This is a genomic window from Pantoea sp. SORGH_AS_0659 (genome assembly GCF_031453915.1).
Classification (GTDB): Bacteria; Pseudomonadota; Gammaproteobacteria; order Enterobacterales; family Enterobacteriaceae; genus Pantoea; species Pantoea leporis.
Genome location: NZ_JAVJAK010000001.1, coordinates 100,435 through 124,940 on the forward strand (window position 1 = coordinate 100,435; position 24,506 = coordinate 124,940).

A 24,506-nucleotide genomic window follows, 5' to 3' on the forward strand; every position below is an offset into this window, starting at 1 on the left:
GAACGGCTGGCGCATAATAGTGCGAGTGGCACTATAGTTTCAGGAATATTCCTAAATGGCTTTGCTTACAGGCAGGCAATGTTGAACATTTTTTGATTCACCGTTATACCGTAGCTGAGTCCAATCCGCCCCCGGCAAAATTTCAATGAAAATCTACGATACGAATTATGGTCCTGACACGTTCGGACGTATACGTATGGGCCTGATAACAGAAATGTTCCTGACCTATGAAGGGTATGTAAAACCAGAAATTGGTGATCACCTTCGCATTAGTTGTGTATTCAAAGGTGTGGTGCGTGATGTTTATATTGTCGTTATTTCACAGATTTGTGAATGTGTTGATGAGAAAGATACTGTCTTAATAAGATATGAAAAAAATAAGGAAGTCTTCTTTACATCAAATGACTATTTAAATAAAACTGCTTTTTTAGAATCTAATTTTAATGAGCTAAATGGCTTCTCAAGAAAACTGCATTGATAGAGATAATAGACGCCCCCGCTTAAGCGGGGGTATTTTATTGCAATGATAAGTTTTGTAGTTGTTGATAGAAATCATGCATGGGCGTTTCGTTATAGCCACTATTGGTGAATTGTCTATAATTTTTTCTTACGCTTTCATCAGAGAGGTTTTCTAATGGCAGGTAATGATATTCAATCGCATTTAGTAATATGGTGTGAACGACTGGCTTGTGTTCTGAATGAATGCTTAGTCCGGTTTTTACGTAAAACTCATCAATTGTTATTTTCTTCTGAATAAATTCATTTAATACAGTTGGGCTCCATACTTTGAGGAACAGCACTATCGCCAATGATGCGAGATATCCATCGCTTGTACCATTTATCATTCTTGGATCGCTTGTTATCTGTAATAATGCATAGCATCTTTCAGCTTCTCTGAGCGAACAATCATTTATATCGAGTAGATAACTAAGTGACTTTAGCAGGACACCATTGCGTGAAGTCATGCCGCCTTTTTTGTTTATCTGCACCAGATGATCATTGATTGTGGTTTCAGTCAAACCATTATGAGGTGTGTACTCGTATGCTCTTTTCTTAGGGAGGTTTAACCAGTAGTTAATGAATTTGTTTAAATATGTGCGTGAATCGATTTTTCCATAGCGTTGCTCAATGCTTTTCTCAAACTGATTTCTATTCATCACTAAAAGGAAAATAACTCCGCTGACAGAAAATAAATGTTTTACTTTTTCAAGTAAGTCTAAAGCGTAATCGGGTCTTGCCCTATCGAGTTCGTCAATAATGAAAATCGTTTTCTTGTTCGACTCAATATGCATTTCAGATAGTAATTTCTTAAATGCTTCAATGTCGGATTTTTCTTCATCAGCAGATGTGATTTTTTTCTGAATAAACGATTCAAGTTCATCGGTCATTTCTTCTGCGGTTTCTTTTGCAACTCCTATTGCAGCATCTACAGCTTTATCTCCATTTATAAAGTTCGCACTGGCTGTAGTTATGACTGCCTTTACACTGCCTATTAAAAGGCTTGAGCCCACCTTGACGGAAGCATCCACAAATCTTTTTAAGAAAGGCTTTAGTTTTCCCTTGTCCTTTTTTATCAATGAATAGAATTGAGCTGTTAAAGATATAAATGGGTCTGATTGGTAATCATTTTCAAATGCATCAAAATAGATGACGTTGTAAGGGCTAGGCTCTTCTTTCTCAATTTCTGCTTTCATCATTTTAACAAAGCTAGTCTTGCCATTACCCCAATTATCATCCAGAGATAAAACTAAATTTTCTTCAGGGGCATTTTTAACGACTCTCATAACCTGCTCATAAAACGGTTGACGTCTAAACGTGTCATTTTGATTGTTAAACCCCTGGTTAAAGTCTGGTTTTTCGGTCATATACTAAGTCCTTTTTTGAAGTAAAAATTAGCAAAAAATAGAATAACGGCTGCCTTTCAACCTGTTGGTTTTCTAATCTGAAATCACTGCAATAAAATGTCAATCTACGCACAACTTTTGTAATCGTACAAATTCGGCATGAAGCCAGTGCTGGCGCAGTTTTCGGTTCACTGCAAAAGTGCAAAAAAAGGCACTATTTTTGTGCGCGGGCGAGGCGGGGGAGCAGTCGCGCTCTTCAGGGGGTAGGTATGCCCCTTTAATTCGCTGAAAATGGGTGCAAAAATGCCGCGCCCTGAAGCGTTCAGGCGTGCGGCCTAGCGTGACGGGGGAAAAGCAGAGAGCCCCGCAGCGTGGAGCTGAGGGGCTCTGGTGAGATGGGGTGTGATCGGCGGTGTCGGAATCGGGCGTCAGTCGCCTGCTTTCTCTTCAGCCAGAGCATAAGGGTTGAACTGGAACACCTCAACGCCTAGCCAGTCGTTGACCGCCTTCAGCGATTCCATGATCGGGTAGAGTTCGTTGATCGCAAACACCCTGGCAGCCTTCACAATGTCACCGAGGCCGCTAGTATTGTTGGGCATGACGCCCATCAGCTGAGGCGGTACGCGGTGGATGGCCAGCATGTCATCACGCGTGGCGTCTTTGATGCCGGTGAACTCATCTTTTGCAGCTATTTGACTGAACGGCAGGATTTGTAAGCCGTCCTTCTTACCGCCTGCGGCATACACAAACAGGTTTTTAAACGCGCCGCCGCCGCGCGCATCTTTCAGTGATCTCTTCAGCTTTTCCACGTCTGCCGAATTTGCCACGGGATCGGTGAGGTACACGATAACCCCGGCGTGACTGCCGTTGATGTAGTAATTGCGGCGGAACAGCGTGGCCTCACCGTTCAGCATGATGGACTGAAGCGCGGACATGTATTCAGGTGCGCCGTAAATCTCCTGGTGGATGCTGGCGTTTCGCAGGTGGAACACCTTGCCGGGCTCAAAAGCGTAATCCTCCTGGTAGTAAGTAACAAACCAGTACTGATCGAGGTCCACGCCACGGCGGGTGTATTTCGCCAGCGAGTGCTTAAGCTTCAGCGGTTCACCCAGGCGGTTATCGCGCCGCTCAAGATAGGCATCACCAAACACAAGGTAATCCATCACGAATGCGCTGGCATCCTGACGCGAAAGCATCGGGTGTGGTTTAAAGCATGACATGATCACATTGCGTTTAAAGACCAGCGGCGACTCATGGTGCACCGCGCCGGCCAGCAGACGGGCGAGTCCGTAGGTGCTGATGGGCGGTTCATACCATCGGCCATTGTTGGCGCACTCCATGCAGTCCTGAAGGTCCCACTGATCCATGATGGATGTGGGTTCACCAAAGCTAAATGATTCCAGCCCCTCAACCGGTTCGACCATCTCAGCGGCAGGCTGGCTGTTTGCTGGCGTGGCGGGTTTACTGAACGTCTTTTTATTCCTGCGGCTCATGGTCAAAATTCCTCAACAAAGCTTTCTGTGCCGCTGCCGGCATCATTGCCCAGCGGTTCATTCATAAGTGCGTGCATCGTTGCCCAGGCTAAGTCACCGTGGCTGCTGCCGCGTGTACGGTCTGATGCGTAAGAGGTCTGGCCGCTCTGCGTGACGAATTTGCGGATGGTCATAAAGCTGCTGACGATATCCATCATGCCGGCGTCGTATTCGAAGCGGCCGGCGCGAATCACCATCTGCGCCTTGAGTACCAGCTGGCGTTTAACCGCAGGGGTGTAAAGGTGCATTTGCGCTGCCGTGAAGAATTTCAGCACCAGTTGATGCACTGCCGCGCCTATGCCGGTGCCGTCGATATCGATGTGCTGCACGTTGTACATGCGGGTGAGGCGCTCAATAAATTTCGCCTGCTCTTCAAATTCCATGCCGCGCAGCTGATGTCGTTCAATGACGCGGAATTTGCCGCCGGGCACCAGTGGTGGCGAGAGCACGACGAGGCCGGCGCTGTCGCCTTTATCACTGCTGCCATTGGGATCGTACCCAATCCAGACCGGGCGGCTGGCGAGTGGGCGCGGTGCGTAAGGGTTCCAGTCCGGCCAGATGCCGCTGTACCCATCCACGCCACAGCCAATCAGGGCGTTGTAGTTAAACGCACGTTCGCCGGCGACGACGAATTTACACATGTAGAGGTTGTCGAAATCCTCATCGCTGTTTTCGCTGCGGATCTCTTCCAGGTCGATAAGCGGGAAGCCCTGATCAATCACGTCCTGTACGGTGACAATCTGACGCCAGATATTGTCACCGCACAGCACGCCGTTCTTCAGCGCTTTGTGTGACAGGTCTATCTGCACCTGCTTGCTCTTAAGCTTGCCCTTGTTGTAAAGGTCTCCGTTCCAGAATTTATAGGCTTCGTGCTCTTCCCCTGATGGAGTGGAAAAGTAGGTGCGGCGCAGGCCTACCTGCGTTGCCATACCGGCGGCGACTTTACGCAGGTTCAGGAAGTTGGCGACCCAGAACGCCTCATCGAAATACAGGTCACCCGTGTATGACTGCGCGGTTGCCGCAGAGGTGCCAAGAAAATAAAGCGTTGCGCCGTTCGACAGAATGATCGCATCGCCGCCCTTCAGCTCAACGCCGATGCTGCGTGCCAGAAAAATAATGAATTTCTTAAACTGGAACGCCTGCGCACGCGATGCAGACAGGAATATCTGGTTAGTGCCAGTTTCCAGCGCACGCAACAGCGCTTCGCGGGCAAAGTACCAGCTTGCGCCAATCTGACGGCTTTTCAGGATGAAGCGGTTACGCAGGTTGCGCTGCTTGTACCACCGTTTCTGATGCTCAAACAGCGACTCCAGCACAAGTGTGCGCAGCTCTGTGATCTGCTCAGCCGTGAAGTGGTTCTTCGGCGTCTTCTTCTTCTGCTCTTTGTCCTGCTCTTTCCTTTCATCCCTTGCGAGGCGTGCCAGCTGTCGCCCGAGCAGGTCAATCGTCTTGAAGTCGTGAGCGGATAAATCTTCTTTCTCAATCAGCCGCAGATAGCGGACATCGGTGCGCTCAAGCGCCCGCTGAATGGGCGTTGATTTGTCCCATTCATCACGGCGGCGCCAGGAATAAAGCGTGTTCGCCTTCACCCCAAGTCGCTGAGCGATTTGGGGGATGCTGTATGCCTGCCAGTAGAGGGCTTTGGCTTCTGTTCGGGGATCGAGGGCTGTTTTCATGGGTACAGGCTATCGCGCCCGCGCGAGGTGGAATATCGCCAGCTGTTGTCACAGGCACCTCACAATTCCCTTATGTGGCGCGGCATTGCCCGGTTTCGGAAGATAGGGGCACAGGGTGAAAGCACCTTAATCAACCGGAGCAAAGAGAATGCCGAAGTCGAAATTATTCCGCGTAGCCGTCGAGGGTGCGACCTGCGATGGACGCCAGCTGGAACGCCAGCATATTCAGGAAATCGCAGACAGCTATAACCCGCAGGTCTACGGTGCGCGAATCAATCTGGAGCACCTGAAGAGCCTCAGCCCTGACAGTACTTTCCGCATGTACGGTGATGTCGATAGCGTGCAGGCCATCGACATCAAAGAGGGGCCGCTAGCCGGCAAGCTAGGCCTGTATGCGCTTATCGATGGGACTGATGATCTGGTCACCCTCAACAAGTCACGTCAGAAGGTCTACAGCAGCATTGAGTTTGACCCGAATTTTGCCAAAACCGGCAAAGCCTACCTGATGGGGCTGGCATTCACTGACAGCCCGGCAAGCCTGGGTACTGAAATGCTTCAGTTCTCCTCAAAGGCTGCGGTTAACCCGCTGGCTCACCGTAAAACCAACGAAAACTGCTTCTTTAGTGAAGCGTTCGAAACCGCAATTGAGTTTGAGGTGGAAGAGTCTCAGACAGACGGCGGTAAGAAGTTCTTCTCTAAAATCAAAGACCTTATCACCGGTGGCGAGCGCCGTTTCTCGGCAGAGGCTGGCGTGATCCGCGAAGCGGTGGAGATTGTAGCTGAGTCTCAGGGGCAGGTGCTGGACCGCGTCGAAGCGCTGAGCCAGCAGCAGACCGGCATGGCGAAGGCGGCAGACGTTGAGAAGCTCACCAGTGAGCTGGCCGCGCTGAAAACGCAGCTGGCGTCACAGGATGGCGGGTTCAGCCAGCGTCCTCAGTCTTCAGGCAGCAACGGCGTAGATAGAACGCAGCTGGCTGACTGCTAATCCGGCAGTCACGTAAACCCGAATAAACCGATCAAGGAATAGTGAGATGAAATTAGAAACCCGCAAGCTGTGGGATGGTTACAGCCAGCGTCAGGCTGAGCTTAACGGCGTGCCAATCCACCATGTAAACACCCACTTTGCGATTGCACCAAGCGTGTCACAGACGCTGGAAGATAAGGTGCAGCAGTCCAGTGAGTTCCTGAAACAGATTGGTATTTTCCCTGTAACTGAGCAGGAAGGCGAAAAGCTGGGCTTGGGTGTAGGTGGTCCGGTTGCCAGTACCAACGCCAGCAGCACCACGCGACGTGATCCGCGTTCAGTGCATACGCTGGACAGCGACAAGTTCCGCTGCGAGCAGACCAACTTTGACACCTTCATCACTTATGCGCAGCTGGATATGTGGGCCAAGTACCCGGACTTCCAGCAGCGCATTACCAATCAGCTGGTTAACCGCCGTGCGCTGGATCGCATCATGGTCGGCTTCAACGGTATCAGTCATGCGGATAAGTCAGACCTGACGGCTAACCCGCTGTTGCAGGATGTGAATATCGGCTGGCTTCAGAAATACCGTGCCAATGCGCCGCAGCGTGTGATGTCAGGCGTCACGCTGACCAGCCGCGATGAGTCAAACAAAATCACCGCCAAAGGTGACTACAGCAACCTTGATGCGCTGGTTTATGACGCAACCAGCTCGCTGCTCGATGAGTGGTACAAGACATCGCCTGATCTGGTGGTGATCACGGGTCGCAATATCATGACCGCGCGTGAGTACCCGCTGATCAACGGCATCAGCGACAACAACCCGAACAGTGAATCACTGGCTGGTCAGCTGATTGTGTCGCGTAAGACGATTAACAACCTGCCAACCCTGATCGCGCCGTTCTTCCCTGAACACGCGATGCTCGTGACCTCGCTGCGTAACCTGTCGATTTACTGGCAGGAAGGTAAGCAGCGCCGGATGTTGAAAGAAGAGCCTGAGTTCAACCGTATTTCGACCTATGAGTCATCGAACGATGCCTACGTGATCGAAGACTACGGCTTTGGCTGCCTGATCGAAAACATCACCTGGGCAGAACCTGCCGCAGGTGGCGAGTAAATCACGTTGAGCCGCCGGGCGAGCCCCGGCGGCCTGGGGGAAACATGCTGACACCTGCACGCCGCCATTTTGAATCGGTAATGGCGCAGAATCGCGGCACTGCCGCAAACACGATGGCAGACCTGACGGCTTATGAGCAGATGCTTCACCGCCTGCGCATCGATAAAAACCGTTTTCGTGGCATCCAGAACAACAAACTCAAGGCGGACACCAAGGCCGAAGCCCTGCCGAACTATCAGGGCTGGGTAGATGGCGTGCTGGCATCTGACAGCGGTCAGGCCGATGAGGTGCTGACCACGGTCATGCTCTGGCACGTCGATGCCGGCAGTATCGCTGAGGCGTTGCGCATTGGTGAGTACGTTATCCGTCATCACCTGTCTATGGGCGACAACTTCCAGCGTACGGCGGCTGTGGTGCTGATGGATGAGATTTGTGATCCGGTGCTCTCCCACTTCAAAGCCAGCCAGTCAGATGTGCCGGTCAGTGTGGATTTGCTGAAGGCGCTGGACGGCCTGACGGCGAATGAAGATGTGCCTGAAGCGGTTCGCGCGAAGCTCTGGAAGTGCATCGGCTACACCTTGCGCACCAACTCGGAAACGCTGGATGAGGCGCTGGAATATCTGCGCAAAGCCATTGCGGAGTTCAGCGAAATCGGCGTTAAGCGTGACATTGAAATTCTTGATCGCCTGGTGAAAAAGGCTGCGTCAAACGTGCCGGAATCCACTGAAGAGCTTAATGGCGGAGGAAACAGCGGCGCTGATATCCCGCGCTCTGCTGTAACAGCCATGACGGTGATTAACGGTGAGTCCGTACCGCTGGCCGCTGGGCCGGTGGTGCTCAGCCAGGAGTCTGGCAACGCACCGGCAGTTGATCTGGTTGCTACGGATTCAGCCACTGTGCCGGTAATTGCTGAGGCCGGTGGGGCAGAAGCAACCGTGCCAGCAGCTGAAACACCGGCGGCGGAGCCGGCAGCCAAAACCCCGGTTAAACGTGGCCGTCCTGCAGGAACAAAAACAGCCGCTGGTAAAACCAAAACCAGCGCGGCTGCGGCAAAAAAAACCACTGGCACAGCGAAAGCCAGAACGGGAGCAGCGGCAAAAACCGCTAAGCCGCAGTAAACGAAAGTGCCCCCGCGCACCCGGGCGGCACGGCTGAGGTAAACAGCAATGCTGCGTTAGTTCAGCTGTCCACCGTCCGACTTTTGAGAGAGAAGCGATGAGCCTTGTAGCCCGTAAAGACATCAATCCCGTTGAAGGTGACGCACCGGATATCAATGACGGTGGCGTGACGGTGAAAGCCGGTGCGTTCTGGCCTGAAATCCGCCTGGCTGACCTGCGTAAATCAATGCGCCTCAACGGGACGGTGACAACGGACAGGCTTCAGCACAACACCCGCGAAGCGGTGAGAAGCGTGACGCGCCAGCTGGCTGACTGGAAAGCCATGCAGGAAGCTGAGGGATATGCGGAGCTGGATGCAGTGCCGGCTGATGAAATAGACGGGCAGTCTGAGCGGGTTTATTGCTTCCAGCGTGCGGTGTACTGCATGGCGAAAGCGCTGCTGACTGAAGGTTATCGCGACTTTGATACGACAGGGCAGGGAGAGAAACACGCGGCGGCGTTGACCTCTCAGATTGACACGCTCTGGCGCGATGCGAATTGGGCAATTCGTGACCTTCAGGTTATGCCGCGCGGTCTGGCGGAGCTGGTCTGATGATCGTGCAGGCGCTACAGGGCGACACGCTGGACCAGATTTGTCAGCGCTATTACGGGCGCACGCGGGACGTAACTGAGGCAGTGCTGGATGCCAATCCGGGGCTGTGTGAGTTCGGTCCGTTTCTCTCTGCGGGGCAGGAAATCTATCTGCCGGATATCGACCCGGCACCAAAGGCGGAGATGGTGCAGCTATGGGACTGACCATGGATAGGGTTGTGTCGTTTCTCTCTTATCTTCCTTCGGCGTTTCTGACGTCACTGGGGCTGCTGTCTCTGACGCAGTGGGCAACGCTGATCGGCGTGGTGCTGGGCATCCTGACTTATCTGCTCAACCGCCGCCACAAACAGCGGATTGAAGAGGAGGAGAAGAAGCGCACGGCCATTTTTAAAGAGATGGCGGAGCGTGCGACACAGCACGATTTGCCGGATGTGGTCTGTGCGATTGAAGAAATCGCCAGGCTGGATAAGAGGCGAAAAACCGCATGAGCATGAAGCGTAGAGCTGTGACCTGTGCTGTATCCGTGATCATCGGGTTGATGGGTGTGAAGTACGCTGGCGAAATCCGTACCAGCCCGCAGGGACTGGCGTTAATCGGTGATGCCGAATCGTGCCGGCGTGATCCTTATGTCTGCCCGGCAGGCAAGCTGACCGCTGGCATTGGCTCTACCACGGCAATTGATGCCCATCACTTCTACAGCGATGACGAAATTGCATCGATGTGGGCCGATGACGTGAAGACGGCGGAGCGCTGTGTAAATCAGAACTTCAACGGGCGTGAGATGAATCAGAACCAGTTCGACGCCATGACTTCTGCGGCGTTCAACATGGGTTGCCTCAATCTCATCTGGTACACGGACCGCACCGGAAAGCGGGTGAAAACAACCATCTGGCGCAACGCGCAGGCCCTTCAGTGGGATGCGATGTGCAGACGGCTGAATGACTTCGTTAACGCCGGCGGCGTGAAGCTGGCCGGGCTGGTTAAACGCCGGGGTGTTGAGTCCCGCCTGTGCCTGACGCCGGAGGACTGATGAGCCAGCTAAAGATAAGTCCGGTGGTGATCCTGCTGATTGTGACCGTGCTGGCCATAGCGGTTGCCGGCTGGGAATTTCTGGCAAACCGCAGTGCTCAGGTCGAACTCAGCCAGGCGAAAAAAGATATCGACAGCGCCGCCACCGTGATCGGCAACGTGCAGCGCACCATGACCATTTTCAGCCAGATTTCAGCGGGGCGAGCCAGTGAAAAAGAATCTGATCGGCAACAGGGAGAAAAAGACCGCGCGGCGCTGCATGCGTCACTGTCGGGTGACCGCTGCGCAGCTGAGCCTGTGCCTGCTGATGCTCAGCGCCGGCTGTTCGACAAAGCAGACCGTATACGTGCCCGCGCAGTGTCCCCGCCTGCCGGCGGAACTGTATCAGGCAACGCCGGTGCCTGAGCCACGCATGGCGGGCAAGCGCCTGTCATGGGGCGAATCACTGGAATGGAATGATGCGTTGCTGGATGCGCTGGACAGCGCGAACAAAGACAAAGCCGCACTGCTGAAAGCAGACGGCGTAAGAGCGGGGAACTGACATGCTGAAGGCGGATTTACTCAGGGCGGCCATCGTGGCGCATCAGCCGTGGTTTGTGCAGAACCCTGACCGGCTGGAAGTGTACGTAACCAGCGGCAAAGTGATTGCCGGAGGCGCTGCTTCAGCCTCGTACAGCTACGGCTATGAACTGAACGTGCTGGCGATGGACTACCCGTATGACCTCGACAGCCTGACGATGCCGGTGCTGGGCTGGGCGCGGCGTCATCAGCCAGCACTGCTGCTGAATCCTGCTCTGCGTCAGGAGGGCATCAGCTTTGATGCTGAGCTGCTCAACAACGACACGGCGGACATTCTCTTTGTTATCAAAGCCAGTGAAATGGTGATCGTAACTTTTGATGAGAACGGCAAACCGCAGGCTAAGCACCGCGATGAACCGCTTCACGAAGAGATGTTCCCACCTGATGATCAGTGGTCACTGCTAGCCATCAACGACAACACTGGCGAAGAGCTGACGGAGGGTGACGCCAATGGCTGATGTGCTGATGTTTCATGAGCTGGACGCGATTATCCGCGATGTGATTGGCGTAACCAAAGCCACCACGCGGCGCAGCATGGCGCGGCGTATTGCCGGCGATATTCGCCGCAATCAACAAAAGCGTATCGGCAGGCAGAAAAACCCGGACGGCACGGCTTATAAAGCCCGCCGCAAAAAGAAAATCGGCACTCAGGGCGGCATTCGTTTCCTGTGGAACGGTCAGACGCGCAGCCTGCGCAACTGGCGACACAGTAAGGGCCGCTATGGTGACCGCATGATCACCGGTTTTGATGAAGAACGCGGCTCAATCCGCTCCTTTCTGCGTGATGACATTGAGCGCTATCTCAGCGTTGACCTGCGCCGAAGCGAGAAAACCAAAACCAAGCCTGACCCGATGTTTCGCCGGCTGCGTCAGGAGCGATTCCTAAAGGCGAGTGCCTACCCGGATGCGGCAGTGGTGGGCTTTTCTGGCCGTGCTGCAGCGATCGCCCGGATTCACCAGGACGGTTTAAGCGACAAGGTTTCACATAATGCCACCGCGCGCTATCCGCAGCGCCAGTTGCTGGGGCTGACGGAGGCTGATCTGGATGCGGTGACTGAAGCCATTACCGATGCGTTGAAGGGGGCGAAGTGAACGATTTAACACTGGCTGAGCTTAACCGCTCGCTGATGAGCATGATCCGTGTCGGCATCGTAACGGAGGTGGATTTGCTCATGACCGTGGCGCGCGTACAGACGGGCGGGCTTCAGACTGACTGGATCCGCTGGGGTGCTGACCGCGCCGGCGATGCCGTTACGTGGTGGGCGCCATCCGTTGGAGAGCAGGTCGTGATTCTGGCTCCCGGTGGCGCGCTGGAAAACGCCTTCATTGCGTTCAGCCTTTACAGTGATTACGCGCTACCGCCGGATAACGGCAAAAAAATAGATGTGACGCGCTACCCGGACGGGGCGAAGAAAAGTTATGACCCGGCAGCCGGGCTTCTGAGCCTGCTGGCGATGAAAGCCGGCCTGATTGATATGAGTGGAACGCTGACGCTGAACGTTGGCCGTCTTGTAATCAATGCCGGCGAAACAATCATAAACGGCGAAGTGGTTCAGGGCGGCGGCCAGATGAGCTCAAACGGTGTGATTGCGGATGCGCACGTGCACGACAAGGTTAAGTCTGGCGGCGATATGTCAGGGGGGCCGCAGTGAGTACCGGCTGGAAGGGAATGAACAGCGCTGACGGCGCTGTACTTGATGATGAGGCCCATCTGCATCAATCAGTGAACAACATTCTACTGACACCGGCAGGCTCGCGGGTGATGCGTCGCGATTACGGCTCGTCCATCTTCTCGCTGATTGACCAGCCTGACAATGCGGTGACACGCCTGAAGCTGATGTCAGCAGCCTGCATCGCGCTCTGGCGCTGGGAACCACGACTGACGCCGGTAGCTGTGACTGTTGAGACGACGGAACAGGGGGCGGTACAGATGATTGTTAAATCCCGCCGCAGCGATACGTCCTCAACCATTACAACCGATATCACTCTGAAGGAAGGCCAATGAGCGGAGTCATCGACTTATCACAGCTGCCGGTGCCGCAGGTTGTCGAGGTGCCGGACTATGAGGCATTACTTGCTGAGCGAAAAGCCTACTACGTTTCGCTTTTCCCAGCATCGCAGCAAGCGGCCATTGCGCGCACGCTTGAGCTGGAGTCTGAGCCGGCGCTGATGCTGTTGCAGGAAGGATGCTATCGCGAAATCCTGCTGTGCCAGCGCATCAACGAGGCGGCGGTAGCCGGCATGGTGGCATTTTCTACCGGCACGGATCTGGACAATCTGGCTGCTAACAACAATGTCACCCGCCTGACCATTACGCCGGCAGACTCATCTACGGTGCCGCCGCTGGATGCCGTGATGGAAGATGACAGTGATCTGCGGCTGCGCGTGCCGGCAGCCTTTGAAGGGCTGTCAGTTGCCGGGCCAACCGCCGCCTATGAATCCCACGCGCGCAGCGTGGATGGCCGCGTGCTGGACGTTTCGGCGACGAGCCCCAGTCCGGCGGTAGTAGTGCTGACGCTGCTGGCGCGGGAAGGTGACGGCACGCCGCCAGCGGATTTGCTGAGTGCAGTGAATGTTGCGCTAAACGGTGAATCTGTTCGCCCCGTTGCTGATCGTTTGTCCGTGCAGCCGGCAGTAATCAGCAATTATCAGGTTAAAGCAACGCTGCATCTTTATGACAACGTGGCGGGCGCGCCCTGTCTGGCGGCCGCAAGTAAAGCGATGGCGGCTTATATTGCTGAACAGCGAAAGCTGGGCCGTAGCGTGCGCCGCGACTCTTACAGCGCCGTGCTGCGCGTGGCCGGGGTGGACTGGGTAGAACTTCATGAACCCGCAGCGGATATGATTTTTGACCGCACGCAGGCGGGATACTGCACGGCAGTATCGATTGAGGTGGCGAGCGATGAGGTGCTCGCATGACGGTGAAAAACAGCCTACTCCCGCCGTCTGCCACGAATACTGAAATTCGGCTGGCGAAAGCACGCAGCGGCCTAAGTGCGCTGGCCGCACCGCTGCGTGATATCTGGAATCCTGACACCTGCCCAGTTTCGCTGCTGCCCTATCTGGCGTGGTCTCGTTCGGTTGACCGGTGGGATGAAAACTGGACTGAAAGCGTGAAGCGCAAAGTGGTGAAGGACGCATTTTATATCCATCAGCATAAGGGCACCATCAGCGCGATTCGGCGAGTGGTCGAGCCGCTGGGCTATCTCATTCGCGTGATTGAGTGGTGGAAAACCAACGATGAGCCGGGCACTTTCAGGCTGGACGTGGGCGTGCTGGACACCGGCATCACCGAGGAAATGTATCACGAGCTGGAGCGTGTGATCGCCGACGCCAAGCCGTGCAGCCGCCATCTTATCGGGCTTTCGATCACCTTGGACGCGAACGGCACGGTGCCGGTGGCCGTTGCCAGCTACAGCGGCGACGAGCTGACCGTTTATCCCTATACCCCTGAACTAATCAGCGTCGGCGGGCCGGTGTATTCCGGTGCGGCGGTGCATCTTATCGACCTGACGGAAGTGAGCGCATGACGACAAAATATTTTGCCCTGCTGACCAATCAGGGCGCGGCAAAGTTAGCCAACGCTGCCGCACTCGGAACAAAAGTGAACATAACGCAGCTGGCCGTGGGCGATGGTGGCGGCACATTGCCCACGCCTGACCCGGCGCAGACGAAACTCATCGGCGAGAAGCGCCGCGCGTCGCTCAACTCGCTGACGATAGATGCCGCTAATGGCAGCCAGATTATTGCCGAGCAGATTATCCCGGAGGGTGAGGGCGGCTTCTGGATCCGCGAGATTGGGCTGTTCGACGCCGACGGCGTGATGATTGCCGTTGCTAACTGCGCCGAAACCTACAAGCCGCAGTTGGCTGAGGGCAGCGGACGCACGCAGACGGTGCGCATGATTATCATCGTCAACAGCACCAGCGCGGTGACGCTGAAGATTGATCCGTCCGTAGTGCTGGCGACGCGTAAATATGTGGACGACGGCGTTATAGTGGCGAAGCAGTGCGCCGAAAAGTTGCAAACAGAAGCAAAGGAGTATGCCGACACGCTGCTTGAGCAGGCGAAAGAGTACAGCGGCGACACGCTGAAGCAGCACGTGGACGATGCCAACCCACACGCGCAATACCTGAAGATTGCCGGCGCTCTTAAGGAACTGGCTGATGCAGGTAAAGTCCCTGATGCCCTTGCGGTGCTGGGACTGACCGAGCCAGCGCTCGCAGGCGCAAGCGGCGGCGTTCTCGGTGAGTCGGGTTACATCAAAATCCCAATGATTATCGCGGGTATCAAAAAGGTGCTTTACCTTCAGTGGGGAACCTTTACGAGCGTAACGGGAGGCTCCGGCACAAACGGTGTTTACGAAAGCCCGACAGCCACCGTCACGTGGCCGGTTGCATTCCCAAACAATGTCCTTCAGGTGATTACCGGCGGATCGTCCGACGTTGGCGGAGCAGGTCAGCAGGAAATGGCTTGGGCATTTGGCAAAAGCAGGACGTCTGGCTCCTTTGGCTTTCAGTGCCGAAGCCCGAACACCACCATGACAGGTTCATATATTGCGCTGGGGTATTAACGATGAGATTTTCTGAAACAACGCAGGCTTTCTACGACGAGGCTTTTGAGGACAATGCAGCGGTAGATGATATTCCTGCAGATGTCCGAGAAATCACTTTGGAGCAATATCAGGAATTTTATAGCGCCATAAATAGTGCTTGCCGGGTGTACGTTCAGAAGGACAAGCTTGTCATTTCCGAACCACGTCCCGGCGCACTCTGCGAATGGGACGACGGCAAAAAAACGTGGTTTATGAGCGATGCGGCAAAAGCGCAGCAGCAGGCGCAGGACATTGCGAACGCAGAGCGGCAGCGTCAGACTCTGACTGAAGAAGCTACGCAGAAAATATCACTTTTGCAGACAAAGGTGATGATTGGCAGGGCGCTGCTGGACAATGAAAAACAGACCCTGAATATCTGGCTGGACTATATCGACCAACTGAACCTTGTTGATGTGTCAGCCGCGCCAGGTATCAGCTGGCCCTTAAAGCCCCAATAATTGAAAGCCCGCAGATAGCGGGCATTATTTTTTACAGACTTATCATCGAAAGTACGTCACTGGTTGTGAGGCTACCCAGCCCTTCGCGTATATCCTCGCTCTGTTTTTTCAGCGTCAGCGTAAACTCAATTTTCTGCGCCTTGCCATCCTGCATAAACTCGGTGCGGTTCTCTCTGATGCTGGTAATGGCAAAAATGCCGTAAATCGTGCCGGTACCTTCAATCAGGGGCCAGGCTTTGCCGCCGTAAGCCATGGTGCGAAGCGCGGCGAGTGACACATCACCGCCGGTTATCTCCGGGTACAGCGTGCCGGTGAGTGTGATCGTATCCTCGCCCGCCCCGATGTACTGCCACTTTGCCGATTTTCCTACCCGGTCATTTTTAACATGGCGAAATTCTGTCTGCTGCTCTAGCGACTGATATGGCGCAGTCTGGCGCATGAAAACGAACATGCCGTAAATCATCATCATAAAATCACCTATTCTCTGTCGCGCAGCTGTGAGCGGCGGCGGTTATCACGTTCACGCATCAGCCCGTCAAGCTCGCGGCGCACCGCTGAAGCCAAGCTCTTTTCGTCCATTTTTGCGCTTTCATAAAAATTAATTGTCAGGTTAATCACGTCGCCGCCCGCAGCCGCGCTGATGGCGGCTGTCGTCAGGCCGTCCGGATTTGACCGTCCTGCAGGTGTGATAGGGACTGGCATAGCGGCTGAAAGTGCCCGTGTTGGCCATGTCGCTATGCCGCGCACCATGTCGCCTACGCGCTGGGTAATTCCGGCCATACTCGATGCGGGAGTGCTAATAGTTGGCTCCTGCCAGTCACCCACAACCGGCAGCACCGGGGGATGGTCTTTAAACACAATTTCGCCGAGCTTGTCAGGATCGCGTGCGGCGGCGCTGACATCAGTGGCGCTTTCAGCGGCTGACTTTTTCTTTTTGCCGGGATTGGTGCCTTTAAGTGCGTCAAAGCCTGAAGCGCTGGCCGGTGATGCGGTAGGCGGTGATGCCGGCGGCTTGGGTGGTGCATTCTGAACGGCTGCGGCAACGGTTGTTGCCGGCACAGGGTTCCATGCCTGCGCGACCATCTTTTTCTGCTTGTCGTCCCATATGTACATGATCGGCGCTTTCGGCTTAGCCGGTGCAGCGGCGTCCATGACGTTTGCGACCTCTTTGGCAGCGTTCGCCGCTTCAGGGATGGCGCCAAGTTTTTTCAGCAGGTAGCCAATACCCTCAGCCACTTTAATGATGACGCTGAGCACGCTGGAAACCGCATTACCTACAATCACCCCGAATGACTGACCGGCTTCCGTGCACTCCTTCAGAGAGTCAGCAGATGTTTTCACCGGTTCGAAGAGATTTTTAAACCAGTTCCACACGCCAGAAATCGCGTTGCCGATGCCTTCAAACACCGGAACCAGTCCTGAAAACGCGGAGCGAACAGGTGCAAGCCCTGTGATTAAGCCGTCAAAGAATCCACTGAAGAAGGCTTTGATCGGTGACCAGTATTTCCAGATAAGCAGTGCTGCTGCTGCAACGGCTGCAACGAGCAGACCGATAGGGCTCAGCAGAAAACCAATAATGGATGAAACACCGATGAGCGCATATCTGATTGCGGCGAGGGGGGATGTGGCCACCCACATCAGGGTTGTTCCAATCTTGCTGGCACCGGCTGCAAAGGTGGCAAAGGTGGTCGCGGCCATTGCTGACATCTGTGCCCGCAGCAATGTCAGCGCCTGAAGGGGATTGCGGAAAGCCGATACCAGCGCCTGTCCGGCATTTTCTGCCTGCTCTTTTATGGCATTTAACGCGCCGCCTTTGAATGAATTAAGGATGCCTCCCTCATCATCGTTGTCTCCGCCTTTTAGGGCGCCAAGACCTTCCCTGATCCTCTCAAGCCAGCTGACACCTTCAGCGGCTTCGCTGCCTGAGAACAAACTGATGAAGGATCTAAATGCTTCACCTGCTGAGCCGGATGCCGGGACGATGTTTTGGAACCGCGCCGCCATGCCCGCCAGTGAAGCGAGTGCGCCACCAAAGCCCCTCCCTCCGCCAAGAAGCGTCAGGCCGAGTCGCATGGCGCCCAATGGCACAAGCACCGCACCGATGGCCAGCGCCAGCGATCCCATTATGGCAAGCGCTACGCCAATGACGGCGGCAACCTTCAGGAGGGAAGCGACTACAGCCGGATTGGCTTCTGCCCACGCCCGAAAACGCTGCGTTATCTGTGTAACGTATTTAATGACGCTCATGGCGGGGCCGCGTAGCGTTTCGCCCAGGCTGCTGAAGCTGTTATTCATAGCGGCTTTGGCAATCAGATACTGCGCGGACACAGAGTCTTTGTTGATATCCGACTCGCGGCGCATTGAACCTTTAGAGGCTTCGCCATTAACCAGCTGTAACTGCCGGTAAAGTTCGGGAAGGTTGTTTGCCAGTTTGGCTGCGTCATCACCGAATTCTTTGCCAAAAATCTGCGTCAAAACGGATGTTTGTTTATCAGGGCTGAGTTTCTTCGCAGCCTCGAGCACGGTAATAATGGTGCCCATTGCATCTGTCGGCATCGCCTTCTGGATTTTTTCAGCGCTGAGGCCAAGCGAATTCAGTCCATCGGTAAAGTTCTGGCCCTGTGTGGTGGCAATAGCGAGCTCACGCACCATCGCATTGGTAGCGCTGGCGGCAATTTCTGGCGCAGCGCCTAACGTCAGGAAAGTCGAGCCCAGCGCGGCCGCTTTACGGTAATCGAGCTTGTCTGCAATACCACCTACACGCTGTAGCACGTCGATAATGTCCGCACCCTTGGACTTAGCGTTGTCATCCAGGTAATTAAGTGCATCGCCGAGCTGCTCAATATTCTGTGTAGGTACTTTGTACAGGCCGGCGATTTTGCCCAGACTTTCAGACAGCTCGCCGGCGGGCAGGTCGAATGAGGTGGCCGCCATCGCGGCAGTATTGGCAAAACTCATTAAATCGGCTTTCTGCTTTTCCCAGGGATCGTCACTGTTTGACACACCCATTCGCGCGCCGCCGGCGACAAGCGCGGCATAATCCTGCGCGCCGTTCTCCATAGGAAGAGTTTCGCTGGCCGCTTTGATGGACTTTTGCAGGTCGTAATACTGTGCTGTGCGGTTGCCACTGGCGTCGCGCAGGTCATTAACCTGTTTGGCGACGTCCTTCATGGCATCTTCCATGCTGGCGTAGCTGGTTAAAGATTTAACGACTGGCGCAACCGTAGCGGCACCGGCTACAACTGCTTTCATCCCGCCGCCGGTCAGGCTATCGCGGCGCTCTTTTGCCCTTTCGTAATTACCCTGCGCGCGACTGACCGCCGCCAGCCTTCGCTGCTGTTCTGACAGTTGCCGGTTGTATTCGCCTGTCCTGCGGCTGATTTGTTCTGTGGCCGTTGAGCCGTTACGCAGCACAATGCCGTGGCGCAGCATGGAGGAACTCAGCGCGCCAAGTTTCGCGCGCTCCTCGTTCTGGGCGCGGGTCAGTTGACGGATACTTTCCGATTGTCGCTTCAGCGCGGCGGTTTGCTCTTCGGTGCGCTGACTGGCCGGGCCAAAGCTGTCACGCAGCTCTTTCGCTTTGTTCTTTGCTTCGTTCAGCTGCTGTGAGGTTTTCTGCGATGCGCGCGTAAGCCGGTCAAAACTGGCGGCGTTGCGTTCCATGCTTTTAAGTGAGGACTGCGTGTCGCGGATTTGGGAGGCCAGCGCGGCGGCACTTTTCTGCGCGGCACTGGCAGGACTGGTGAGCTTATTAACCGCGTCGAAGGCGACGCGGATACTGAGATTGCGATCTGTCATTCTTCGCTTCCGCTACGGGCTACCGCGCGCGAATGCCAGTCAATCAGTTCATTCACGGGCATGTCATCAAACGCGGACGGCGGCCAGTGAAAGATAACGGCGATATCTGCGATCAGTTCATCGGTCAGAACCGCCGGGCACAGTATTACGCGTCTTCCGCTTCGGTCGTGCTGGTCACGGAGGATGGCGCCAAAAAATCAGCCACTTCTTTAGAAAGTTCTGCGAAGTCGCGCACGTCCAGCAGTGATACTTCAGCTTCAGTCAGCGCCGGACTGGTGACGCGTGGCAGCAGCTTAATCAGTGAATCGACGTCGCTGGTCATGACGTCATACAGCTTCAGTCCGCGCAGGGAGCCGGTTTGCTGCATGGCTTCAGTGACGGTAACTTCTTTGATCTCGCTGTTTTTACGGATGACCGGTTTTACCAGGGCGATAGGTTTACGCATTTTTTTATTCCTATTGAACCGGCGAATGGCCGCCGGTGAATTGATTATGTAGGGTTAATTACAGGCCAATATTGGCGCGGTGTTTCTCAAGGATGTCCGTACCGTCAACCTTCCAGATCATGTTGAGAAGGTCGATTTCAAACAACTCATCGCCATCTACAGTGATCTTGCAGTAGGTATTTTTCAGCGTGTACTTATGCTGCGTGTTATCCCCCTGCTTTGCTGAACCCCAATCCATTTCAGTCACGCGTCCGCGTGTCTGGATTTCACAGGCTATTGCTTCACCGGTAGCGTCGTCGGAATAGGAACCAGCAAAGCGCAGCTGCGTACCGTCGATGTTAGCGCCATAGGTTTTCAGCATTTCCACTGACAGGCCGCCCATGGTGAGCTCCATATCCAGCGCGCCTGCCTCAAACCCCATGTGAGCGGCTACCGCGCCAACCATGCCCGCGCCCTGATAATCCTCCGTTTTACGGGTGAGCTTTGGGGTAGTGAGTTCTTCCGCCTGACCGAGAAAGCTTGCGCCGTTGAGGAAGGTGTTAAACAGAAACAGTTTTTTAGGTAATGACATTGCTTCCCCCGTTACGCTGAAAGCTGATCGAATACGGCAAAGTATTCGTCGGTGAATTCCTGCGTCAGTCCCAGCTGTTCAAGCGGAGGAACTGGCGTGTATTTGTAGCGGATGCGCAGCTTTCCATCGCGCAAATCGCCCGTGAAGTTATCGTTTTTGTCATACCAGCAGCTGAAGCCCAAAAGGCGGTTTGACGTTACGAGCGAAGCGCCTTTGCGGTTAATTCCGTCCACGATGTCCTTAACCAGCGATGGCGTAAGCGGCTTATCGATATACCCGAAGTGCGCCTCAGCAATCATGTCTGCCAGAATCTGAGCGGTGCGGGTATAGCTTTCGAAGGTATAGGTTTCCGCATCGCATGTGCGGGAGCCCCAGAAGCGGAAGCCATCACGCTTAATCAGCGTGGTAATGCCTTTGCTATTGAGCTCATCGGCGTCCGTATCGGTGCCCTGAAGCGACCAGTAAACATCAGCTGAAATGCCCAGCACGTTGCTGACCACAACGTTCGACAGCGTTTTATGCCAGCCCTGATCGGCATCAATTTTCGCACGCAGACTCACGGCGTAAGCGGTGGCAGGGATGGTTTCGTTTTGACCTGATGCCGAGTTGTAGGCGATAAACTCAGGCCAGATGACCATCAGCTCACGCTGCGCAAAGGTGGCGCGATAGGCTTTGGCTTCTGCGATGGTTTTGCAGCCGTATGCACCGATATAAGCAAATGCGCGCAGCTTTTCCGCAATGACGCCAAGCTGTGCAGCGACAGCAGCAGAGTCCAGGCCCGGAACGGCCAGAACGCGAGGCGTTTCACTGGTGCTGGCCGATGCAGACAGCAGTGCAAACAGACCGGTATAGCGTCCGTCTGCACCAGTGCCGCCGATGACAAGCTGATCCTGCGTGGGTGCGACTTCCCCCTCAGCTTTTTTGTAGGTAGATGCATCCTGCACGCGGATAACAATCACCTTCGGGCTGGCCTGATCTGAAATGGCTTTTAACGTGGTGTAGAGCGTGCCTTTTTTGCCGGCTTTGCCGAGCACGCTGCTTACGCGGGTGATCAGCACCGGCGTATTAAGCGGAAACGCTGCTGCGTCCGCGTCATCCGCGATACAGACAACACCAATCGTTGATGTGTCAATATCACGGATAAGCGTGCTGAGCTGAGTGGTCTCAGTTGTCTTCACGCCGTGATGAAATGTGTCGGTCATGGTCGTAATGCCTCTCGTTGATGAGTGGTTCCATCATCACCAGTTACCTCATTCAGTTCACGCGCCGGTGGTTGTCAGAAGCGGCTTACAACCACCTGTGGCTGGCGTAACTCTCGCGCACGCGGGAGGATGCGACAGGGGGAAACTATGCTGAACATTCTTGATAACGACTTAACACCGCGCCCGGCTTTCAGGCTGACGATTGACGGCACGGTATCGGCAAATCTGGATGCGCGCCTCATGTCACTGACTCATACCGATAACCGCGGCTTTGAGGCTGATCGCCTTGAGCTGACTATTGATGATTCAGACGGGCTGGTCTCAATGCCGGCGCGCGGGGCGAAGGTCAATGTCGCCATCGGATGGCAGGGAGAAGCGCTGGTAAGCAAAGGGATGTTTGTCGTTGATGAGGTATCTCATCAGGGGCCGCCGGACCGGCTCATCGTGACGGCAAGCAGCGCGGATTTCAGGGATGATTTCAACGTCAAGCGAGAATACAGCTGGCACAACGTGACAGTGGGGGACGTGGTGTCCGCGATAGCCGGACGCTACAAGCTGAAACCGGCGGTGAGTGTCTCTCTTAAGGATATCGGCATCGATCATGCTGACCAGACCAGCGAGTCAGATATCAGTTTTCTCACGCGTATGGCGCAGATGCTGGGCGCTGTTGCCACAGTGAAAAACGGTTCACTGCTCTTTATTGTGCCGGGTAAGGGTGTATCAGCGAGCGGTCGGGTGCTGCCGGCTGTGACCATTACACGCGAAAGTGGTGACAGCCATTCCTTCAGGGTGGCTGACCGTGATGCCTACACCGGCGTTCAGGCCTACTGGATGGATCTTAATTTTGGTAAAAAAAAGCCCACCACGGTCAAACGCCGGCGGAAAGAGAAAAAGATAAACGTTGAGCCCGCATCAAGCAAAAAGGAGGGTGATTACGTTGAAGGCGCTGAAGGGAACGTATTTGTAATGCGCCAGACGTTTAAGACCGAACGCGCTGCCCGTCGCGCCGCTGCGGCTAAATGGAATCAGCTTCAGCGTGGTGCGGCAGAGTTTAATATCACTCTGGCTCGCGGCAGGGCAGATCTGTTTCCCGAACTGCACGCGAACGTGTCAGGCTTCAAGCCCACAATTGACGCGGCAGATTGGGTGATAAAGCAGGTGAATAACACGATTGATGAAAATGGCTTTATAACCGGGCTGGAGCTGGAAGTCAGAATTACGGATTGGGATGCGGAAGAAGTTGGTGATAATTCGGAATAGATTATAAATCAGACATCTCTTAAACTATGCAGCGAGTTTAATCAGAAGTGGTGAGGTCTTATGTTCACCTGCCCAATGTGTAACGCCGCCGCAAGAACCCGTACCAGCCTGATGCTCAGCAAAGAAACACGTCGCAGCTATCACCAGTGCACGAACATGCTGTGCGGGCAGTCATTCACTACTCTGGAGACCGTTGAAAATTACCTGAATAATGTTACGCCTTCCGCCAAGGCACACATTATCCCGGCAGGAGCTTTTCCAAAATCGAATTACGGAGAACAGCAGCTTACGCTGCTTTAATTGAGGAGGTTTAAGTGAGCATTGTTGAGTCATTTATCCAACGATATGAAAGAGAATATGATTTTTACGATAAGGTTTGCCGTAAGGCTGAGAGCTTGTTGGATGACTTACTTAGTGATGCGGGGATAAGGGCTATTGTAACGTCTAGAGCTAAGTCGCCTACTAGGCTCCGAGATAAACTTAATCAAAGAAACGTATCAAAAAATTATAAAGATGAAATTGATATTTATAATGATATTGCTGATTTGGCAGGCCTTAGAATTGCATTGTATTTCCCTGACTCAAATTTTGAAGTTGATAGAATTATAAAAGAGGCATTCTGCTTAATTGAGGAGGAAAAGAAATTTCCTAAAGAAGGAGCAATAAGGAAAACTGGAAACCGAATTAATAGATTTCCAGGTTATGTTGCCACCCATTATCGAGTAACGCTGAAAAACAACGATGGTCAGAAAACTATTTATCATGATGCTCCTATAGAAATACAAGTCGCATCTGTATTAATGCATGCTTGGTCTGAAGTTGAGCATGATCTTGTATATAAGCCGTTAAGTGGTGACCTTTCTGATGAAGAGTATGCCATTTTAGATGAGATTAATGGTTTAGTTCTCTCAGGGGAGATCGCTCTTGAGAGGCTTAAGCATGCAGGAGTAATGCGCTCATCAAAAGGTAATAAACCTTATAGTAACCAATATGAACTAGCTGCTTCAATAATTGATATTCATGGGGATCTCTCAAGAGGAGATGAGGCATCATCCCATAATCTATCTAATATAGGCCGTGTAAATGTATTGCTTGATATTTTGAAAACATCTAATAATAATACTCCTGAGAAATTGAGAAAGATAATTGAGAAAGTAAAGGGCGAATCATCTTCTGATGTGCCTTTTGCTGAAAAAATAATTAGCTATGTTTTAGATGAAAATCCAAGTTTATTCCCGAATCTGAATAAGATTAGTGATAATGTAAGTGATGGAAAGAGATATAAGAATGTAACCTCAAGCATTCAAGAAGGTTATTATAGAGACAATTTCTTTAAGATGTATGCTGAGCTATATGAATTAATCACTAATTTAGCTAGAGATAAAGGGAAAGATCCCAAAAATGGTGTCTTTAGGCTAACAGAGGTTTTACCGCCTCCTTTACTTGCAGATTACTCGAGAGTGAGAGATGTGCGTAACAGGATAGCTCACGCTAAATCAGTACCTCTAGGTGAAATCATCGTCACCATGCGAATTATTGAAGAAATGAAGACTGAACTCGAACAAATGATTAATAAATAAACTTTGTCTATAAAGCGGATTGCTCCCTGCCTTGATTACTATGGGAAGGGAGCAATATTTGATGTGGTCAATTTGTGGACGTGTTAAGAATTTTATCCTTAAAATTCATTTGGTTAAATCTTTTAAATGGACACCATCCCTGTCTTCC

General features: G+C 53.5%; 30 protein-coding genes. 21 read left to right on the top strand and 9 right to left on the bottom strand.

Features of this window, described 5'->3' with window-relative positions; genetic code table 11:
• Positions 1–145 precede the first annotated feature (145 nt).
• Complete coding sequence (locus tag Q3H59_RS00520; protein ID WP_309832566.1) at positions 146–478, top strand: hypothetical protein; 333 nt, start codon at positions 146–148, stop codon at positions 476–478.
• A 37-nt stretch (positions 479–515) separates the two neighbouring features.
• Here Q3H59_RS00520 and Q3H59_RS00525 read toward each other — a convergent pair whose 3' ends face one another.
• The 3 genes from Q3H59_RS00525 to Q3H59_RS00535 form a co-directional block, all read right to left on the bottom strand.
• Positions 516–1,865: a P-loop NTPase fold protein gene (locus tag Q3H59_RS00525; RefSeq protein ID WP_309832568.1), complete on the bottom strand. Its 1,350-nt coding sequence runs from the start codon at positions 1,863–1,865 to the stop codon at positions 516–518.
• 407 nt (positions 1,866–2,272) lie between these two features.
• Positions 2,273–3,337 carry a phage portal protein gene (locus Q3H59_RS00530; protein WP_309836598.1) on the bottom strand — a complete coding sequence of 355 codons (1,065 nt, stop codon included), beginning with the start codon at positions 3,335–3,337 and terminating at the stop codon, positions 2,273–2,275.
• 2 nt (positions 3,338–3,339) lie between these two features.
• Complete coding sequence (locus tag Q3H59_RS00535) at positions 3,340–5,052, bottom strand: terminase large subunit domain-containing protein (RefSeq protein WP_309832569.1); 1,713 nt, start codon at positions 5,050–5,052, stop codon at positions 3,340–3,342.
• A gap of 148 nt (positions 5,053–5,200) precedes the next feature.
• Between Q3H59_RS00535 and Q3H59_RS00540 the strand changes: the two genes are divergently transcribed.
• From Q3H59_RS00540 to Q3H59_RS00620, 17 genes are all read left to right on the top strand, one after another.
• The gene (locus tag Q3H59_RS00540) at positions 5,201–6,037 is read left to right on the top strand and encodes a GPO family capsid scaffolding protein (protein WP_309832571.1); all 837 of its coding nucleotides are present in this window, start codon (positions 5,201–5,203) and stop codon (positions 6,035–6,037) included.
• Between the two features lie 46 nt (positions 6,038–6,083).
• Positions 6,084–7,133, top strand: a complete 1,050-nt coding sequence (locus Q3H59_RS00545) for a phage major capsid protein, P2 family (RefSeq protein ID WP_309832573.1) — start codon at positions 6,084–6,086, stop codon at positions 7,131–7,133.
• 44 nt (positions 7,134–7,177) lie between these two features.
• Positions 7,178–8,251 carry a phage terminase small subunit gene (gene gpM, locus Q3H59_RS00550; protein WP_309832575.1) on the top strand — a complete coding sequence of 358 codons (1,074 nt, stop codon included), beginning with the start codon at positions 7,178–7,180 and terminating at the stop codon, positions 8,249–8,251.
• 97 nt (positions 8,252–8,348) lie between these two features.
• The gene (locus Q3H59_RS00555; protein ID WP_309832577.1) at positions 8,349–8,843 is read left to right on the top strand and encodes a head completion/stabilization protein; all 495 of its coding nucleotides are present in this window, start codon (positions 8,349–8,351) and stop codon (positions 8,841–8,843) included.
• The gene (locus Q3H59_RS00560) at positions 8,843–9,046 is read left to right on the top strand and encodes a tail protein X (protein ID WP_309832581.1); all 204 of its coding nucleotides are present in this window, start codon (positions 8,843–8,845) and stop codon (positions 9,044–9,046) included. Before Q3H59_RS00555 ends, Q3H59_RS00560 begins: the two co-directional genes overlap by 1 nt.
• Positions 9,037–9,330: an HP1 family phage holin gene (locus tag Q3H59_RS00565; RefSeq protein ID WP_222213473.1), complete on the top strand. Its 294-nt coding sequence runs from the start codon at positions 9,037–9,039 to the stop codon at positions 9,328–9,330. The genes Q3H59_RS00560 and Q3H59_RS00565 overlap by 10 nt, the downstream gene beginning before the upstream one ends.
• Positions 9,327–9,872 carry a lysozyme gene (locus Q3H59_RS00570; RefSeq protein WP_309832584.1) on the top strand — a complete coding sequence of 182 codons (546 nt, stop codon included), beginning with the start codon at positions 9,327–9,329 and terminating at the stop codon, positions 9,870–9,872. Before Q3H59_RS00565 ends, Q3H59_RS00570 begins: the two co-directional genes overlap by 4 nt.
• Positions 9,872–10,276, top strand: coding sequence for a hypothetical protein (locus tag Q3H59_RS00575; RefSeq protein ID WP_309832586.1), 405 nt, complete (start codon positions 9,872–9,874; stop codon positions 10,274–10,276). Before Q3H59_RS00570 ends, Q3H59_RS00575 begins: the two co-directional genes overlap by 1 nt.
• The gene (locus Q3H59_RS00580) at positions 10,269–10,412 is read left to right on the top strand and encodes an Rz1 lytic protein (RefSeq protein ID WP_309832588.1); all 144 of its coding nucleotides are present in this window, start codon (positions 10,269–10,271) and stop codon (positions 10,410–10,412) included. Before Q3H59_RS00575 ends, Q3H59_RS00580 begins: the two co-directional genes overlap by 8 nt.
• A gap of 1 nt (position 10,413) precedes the next feature.
• Positions 10,414–10,908: a phage tail protein gene (locus Q3H59_RS00585; RefSeq protein WP_255606757.1), complete on the top strand. Its 495-nt coding sequence runs from the start codon at positions 10,414–10,416 to the stop codon at positions 10,906–10,908.
• On the top strand, positions 10,901–11,542 hold the full coding sequence (locus Q3H59_RS00590; RefSeq protein WP_222213469.1) for a phage virion morphogenesis protein: 642 nt from the start codon (positions 10,901–10,903) through the stop codon (positions 11,540–11,542). Before Q3H59_RS00585 ends, Q3H59_RS00590 begins: the two co-directional genes overlap by 8 nt.
• Positions 11,539–12,102, top strand: a complete 564-nt coding sequence (locus tag Q3H59_RS00595; RefSeq protein ID WP_309832591.1) for a phage baseplate assembly protein V — start codon at positions 11,539–11,541, stop codon at positions 12,100–12,102. Before Q3H59_RS00590 ends, Q3H59_RS00595 begins: the two co-directional genes overlap by 4 nt.
• Positions 12,099–12,455, top strand: coding sequence for a GPW/gp25 family protein (locus Q3H59_RS00600; protein WP_309832593.1), 357 nt, complete (start codon positions 12,099–12,101; stop codon positions 12,453–12,455). The genes Q3H59_RS00595 and Q3H59_RS00600 overlap by 4 nt, the downstream gene beginning before the upstream one ends.
• Positions 12,452–13,369 (top strand): baseplate J/gp47 family protein, encoded by a 918-nt coding sequence (locus tag Q3H59_RS00605; protein WP_309832596.1) that lies wholly within the window; start codon positions 12,452–12,454, stop codon positions 13,367–13,369. The genes Q3H59_RS00600 and Q3H59_RS00605 overlap by 4 nt, the downstream gene beginning before the upstream one ends.
• 2 nt (positions 13,370–13,371) lie before the next feature.
• Positions 13,372–13,980 (top strand): phage tail protein I, encoded by a 609-nt coding sequence (locus Q3H59_RS00610; protein ID WP_222213465.1) that lies wholly within the window; start codon positions 13,372–13,374, stop codon positions 13,978–13,980.
• The gene (locus Q3H59_RS00615) at positions 13,977–15,023 is read left to right on the top strand and encodes a phage tail protein (protein WP_309832598.1); all 1,047 of its coding nucleotides are present in this window, start codon (positions 13,977–13,979) and stop codon (positions 15,021–15,023) included. Before Q3H59_RS00610 ends, Q3H59_RS00615 begins: the two co-directional genes overlap by 4 nt.
• A 2-nt stretch (positions 15,024–15,025) precedes the next feature.
• Positions 15,026–15,502, top strand: coding sequence for a tail fiber assembly protein (locus Q3H59_RS00620; RefSeq protein WP_222213462.1), 477 nt, complete (start codon positions 15,026–15,028; stop codon positions 15,500–15,502).
• A gap of 31 nt (positions 15,503–15,533) precedes the next feature.
• On the opposite strand, the gene Q3H59_RS00625 is transcribed toward Q3H59_RS00620, so the two are convergent.
• From Q3H59_RS00625 to Q3H59_RS00650, 6 genes are read right to left on the bottom strand one after another with little or no spacing between them, the layout of a single operon-like run.
• Positions 15,534–15,971 (bottom strand): phage tail protein, encoded by a 438-nt coding sequence (locus Q3H59_RS00625; RefSeq protein ID WP_222213460.1) that lies wholly within the window; start codon positions 15,969–15,971, stop codon positions 15,534–15,536.
• Between the two features lie 8 nt (positions 15,972–15,979).
• Positions 15,980–19,300: a phage tail tape measure protein gene (locus Q3H59_RS00630; RefSeq protein WP_309832603.1), complete on the bottom strand. Its 3,321-nt coding sequence runs from the start codon at positions 19,298–19,300 to the stop codon at positions 15,980–15,982.
• Positions 19,297–19,413 carry a GpE family phage tail protein gene (locus tag Q3H59_RS00635; protein ID WP_222213558.1) on the bottom strand — a complete coding sequence of 39 codons (117 nt, stop codon included), beginning with the start codon at positions 19,411–19,413 and terminating at the stop codon, positions 19,297–19,299. The genes Q3H59_RS00630 and Q3H59_RS00635 overlap by 4 nt, the downstream gene beginning before the upstream one ends.
• A 32-nt stretch (positions 19,414–19,445) precedes the next feature.
• Positions 19,446–19,745 carry a phage tail assembly protein gene (locus Q3H59_RS00640; RefSeq protein ID WP_222213456.1) on the bottom strand — a complete coding sequence of 100 codons (300 nt, stop codon included), beginning with the start codon at positions 19,743–19,745 and terminating at the stop codon, positions 19,446–19,448.
• A 58-nt stretch (positions 19,746–19,803) separates the two neighbouring features.
• Positions 19,804–20,316 carry a phage major tail tube protein gene (locus tag Q3H59_RS00645; RefSeq protein ID WP_222213454.1) on the bottom strand — a complete coding sequence of 171 codons (513 nt, stop codon included), beginning with the start codon at positions 20,314–20,316 and terminating at the stop codon, positions 19,804–19,806.
• 11 nt (positions 20,317–20,327) lie between these two features.
• Positions 20,328–21,518, bottom strand: a complete 1,191-nt coding sequence (locus tag Q3H59_RS00650) for a phage tail sheath subtilisin-like domain-containing protein (RefSeq protein ID WP_309832606.1) — start codon at positions 21,516–21,518, stop codon at positions 20,328–20,330.
• A 147-nt stretch (positions 21,519–21,665) separates the two neighbouring features.
• On the opposite strand from Q3H59_RS00650, the gene Q3H59_RS00655 reads away from it, so the two are divergent.
• From Q3H59_RS00655 to Q3H59_RS00665, 3 genes are all read left to right on the top strand, one after another.
• Entirely contained in the window at positions 21,666–22,778 is a 1,113-nt protein-coding gene (locus Q3H59_RS00655; protein ID WP_309832608.1) for a phage late control D family protein, read from the top strand.
• A 75-nt stretch (positions 22,779–22,853) separates the two neighbouring features.
• The gene (locus Q3H59_RS00660) at positions 22,854–23,078 is read left to right on the top strand and encodes an ogr/Delta-like zinc finger family protein (protein ID WP_309836600.1); all 225 of its coding nucleotides are present in this window, start codon (positions 22,854–22,856) and stop codon (positions 23,076–23,078) included.
• 14 nt (positions 23,079–23,092) lie between these two features.
• Positions 23,093–24,358 (top strand): RelA/SpoT domain-containing protein, encoded by a 1,266-nt coding sequence (locus tag Q3H59_RS00665; protein WP_309832609.1) that lies wholly within the window; start codon positions 23,093–23,095, stop codon positions 24,356–24,358.
• The last annotated feature ends 148 nt before the right edge of the window (positions 24,359–24,506 follow it).

Coding starts and splice junctions, on each gene's coding strand:
- Q3H59_RS00520 (WP_309832566.1), top strand. CDS start 146: ATGAAAATCTACGATACGAATTATGGTCCTGACACGTTCGGACGTATA.
- Q3H59_RS00525 (WP_309832568.1), bottom strand. CDS start 1,865: ATGACCGAAAAACCAGACTTTAACCAGGGGTTTAACAATCAAAATGAC.
- Q3H59_RS00530 (WP_309836598.1), bottom strand. CDS start 3,337: ATGAGCCGCAGGAATAAAAAGACGTTCAGTAAACCCGCCACGCCAGCA.
- Q3H59_RS00535 (WP_309832569.1), bottom strand. CDS start 5,052: ATGAAAACAGCCCTCGATCCCCGAACAGAAGCCAAAGCCCTCTACTGG.
- Q3H59_RS00540 (WP_309832571.1), top strand. CDS start 5,201: ATGCCGAAGTCGAAATTATTCCGCGTAGCCGTCGAGGGTGCGACCTGC.
- Q3H59_RS00545 (WP_309832573.1), top strand. CDS start 6,084: ATGAAATTAGAAACCCGCAAGCTGTGGGATGGTTACAGCCAGCGTCAG.
- gpM (WP_309832575.1), top strand. CDS start 7,178: ATGCTGACACCTGCACGCCGCCATTTTGAATCGGTAATGGCGCAGAAT.
- Q3H59_RS00555 (WP_309832577.1), top strand. CDS start 8,349: ATGAGCCTTGTAGCCCGTAAAGACATCAATCCCGTTGAAGGTGACGCA.
- Q3H59_RS00560 (WP_309832581.1), top strand. CDS start 8,843: ATGATCGTGCAGGCGCTACAGGGCGACACGCTGGACCAGATTTGTCAG.
- Q3H59_RS00565 (WP_222213473.1), top strand. CDS start 9,037: ATGGGACTGACCATGGATAGGGTTGTGTCGTTTCTCTCTTATCTTCCT.
- Q3H59_RS00570 (WP_309832584.1), top strand. CDS start 9,327: ATGAGCATGAAGCGTAGAGCTGTGACCTGTGCTGTATCCGTGATCATC.
- Q3H59_RS00575 (WP_309832586.1), top strand. CDS start 9,872: ATGAGCCAGCTAAAGATAAGTCCGGTGGTGATCCTGCTGATTGTGACC.
- Q3H59_RS00585 (WP_255606757.1), top strand. CDS start 10,414: ATGCTGAAGGCGGATTTACTCAGGGCGGCCATCGTGGCGCATCAGCCG.
- Q3H59_RS00590 (WP_222213469.1), top strand. CDS start 10,901: ATGGCTGATGTGCTGATGTTTCATGAGCTGGACGCGATTATCCGCGAT.
- Q3H59_RS00605 (WP_309832596.1), top strand. CDS start 12,452: ATGAGCGGAGTCATCGACTTATCACAGCTGCCGGTGCCGCAGGTTGTC.
- Q3H59_RS00615 (WP_309832598.1), top strand. CDS start 13,977: ATGACGACAAAATATTTTGCCCTGCTGACCAATCAGGGCGCGGCAAAG.
- Q3H59_RS00620 (WP_222213462.1), top strand. CDS start 15,026: ATGAGATTTTCTGAAACAACGCAGGCTTTCTACGACGAGGCTTTTGAG.
- Q3H59_RS00625 (WP_222213460.1), bottom strand. CDS start 15,971: ATGATGATGATTTACGGCATGTTCGTTTTCATGCGCCAGACTGCGCCA.
- Q3H59_RS00630 (WP_309832603.1), bottom strand. CDS start 19,300: ATGACAGATCGCAATCTCAGTATCCGCGTCGCCTTCGACGCGGTTAAT.
- Q3H59_RS00640 (WP_222213456.1), bottom strand. CDS start 19,745: ATGCGTAAACCTATCGCCCTGGTAAAACCGGTCATCCGTAAAAACAGC.
- Q3H59_RS00645 (WP_222213454.1), bottom strand. CDS start 20,316: ATGTCATTACCTAAAAAACTGTTTCTGTTTAACACCTTCCTCAACGGC.
- Q3H59_RS00650 (WP_309832606.1), bottom strand. CDS start 21,518: ATGACCGACACATTTCATCACGGCGTGAAGACAACTGAGACCACTCAG.
- Q3H59_RS00655 (WP_309832608.1), top strand. CDS start 21,666: ATGCTGAACATTCTTGATAACGACTTAACACCGCGCCCGGCTTTCAGG.
- Q3H59_RS00660 (WP_309836600.1), top strand. CDS start 22,854: ATGTGTAACGCCGCCGCAAGAACCCGTACCAGCCTGATGCTCAGCAAA.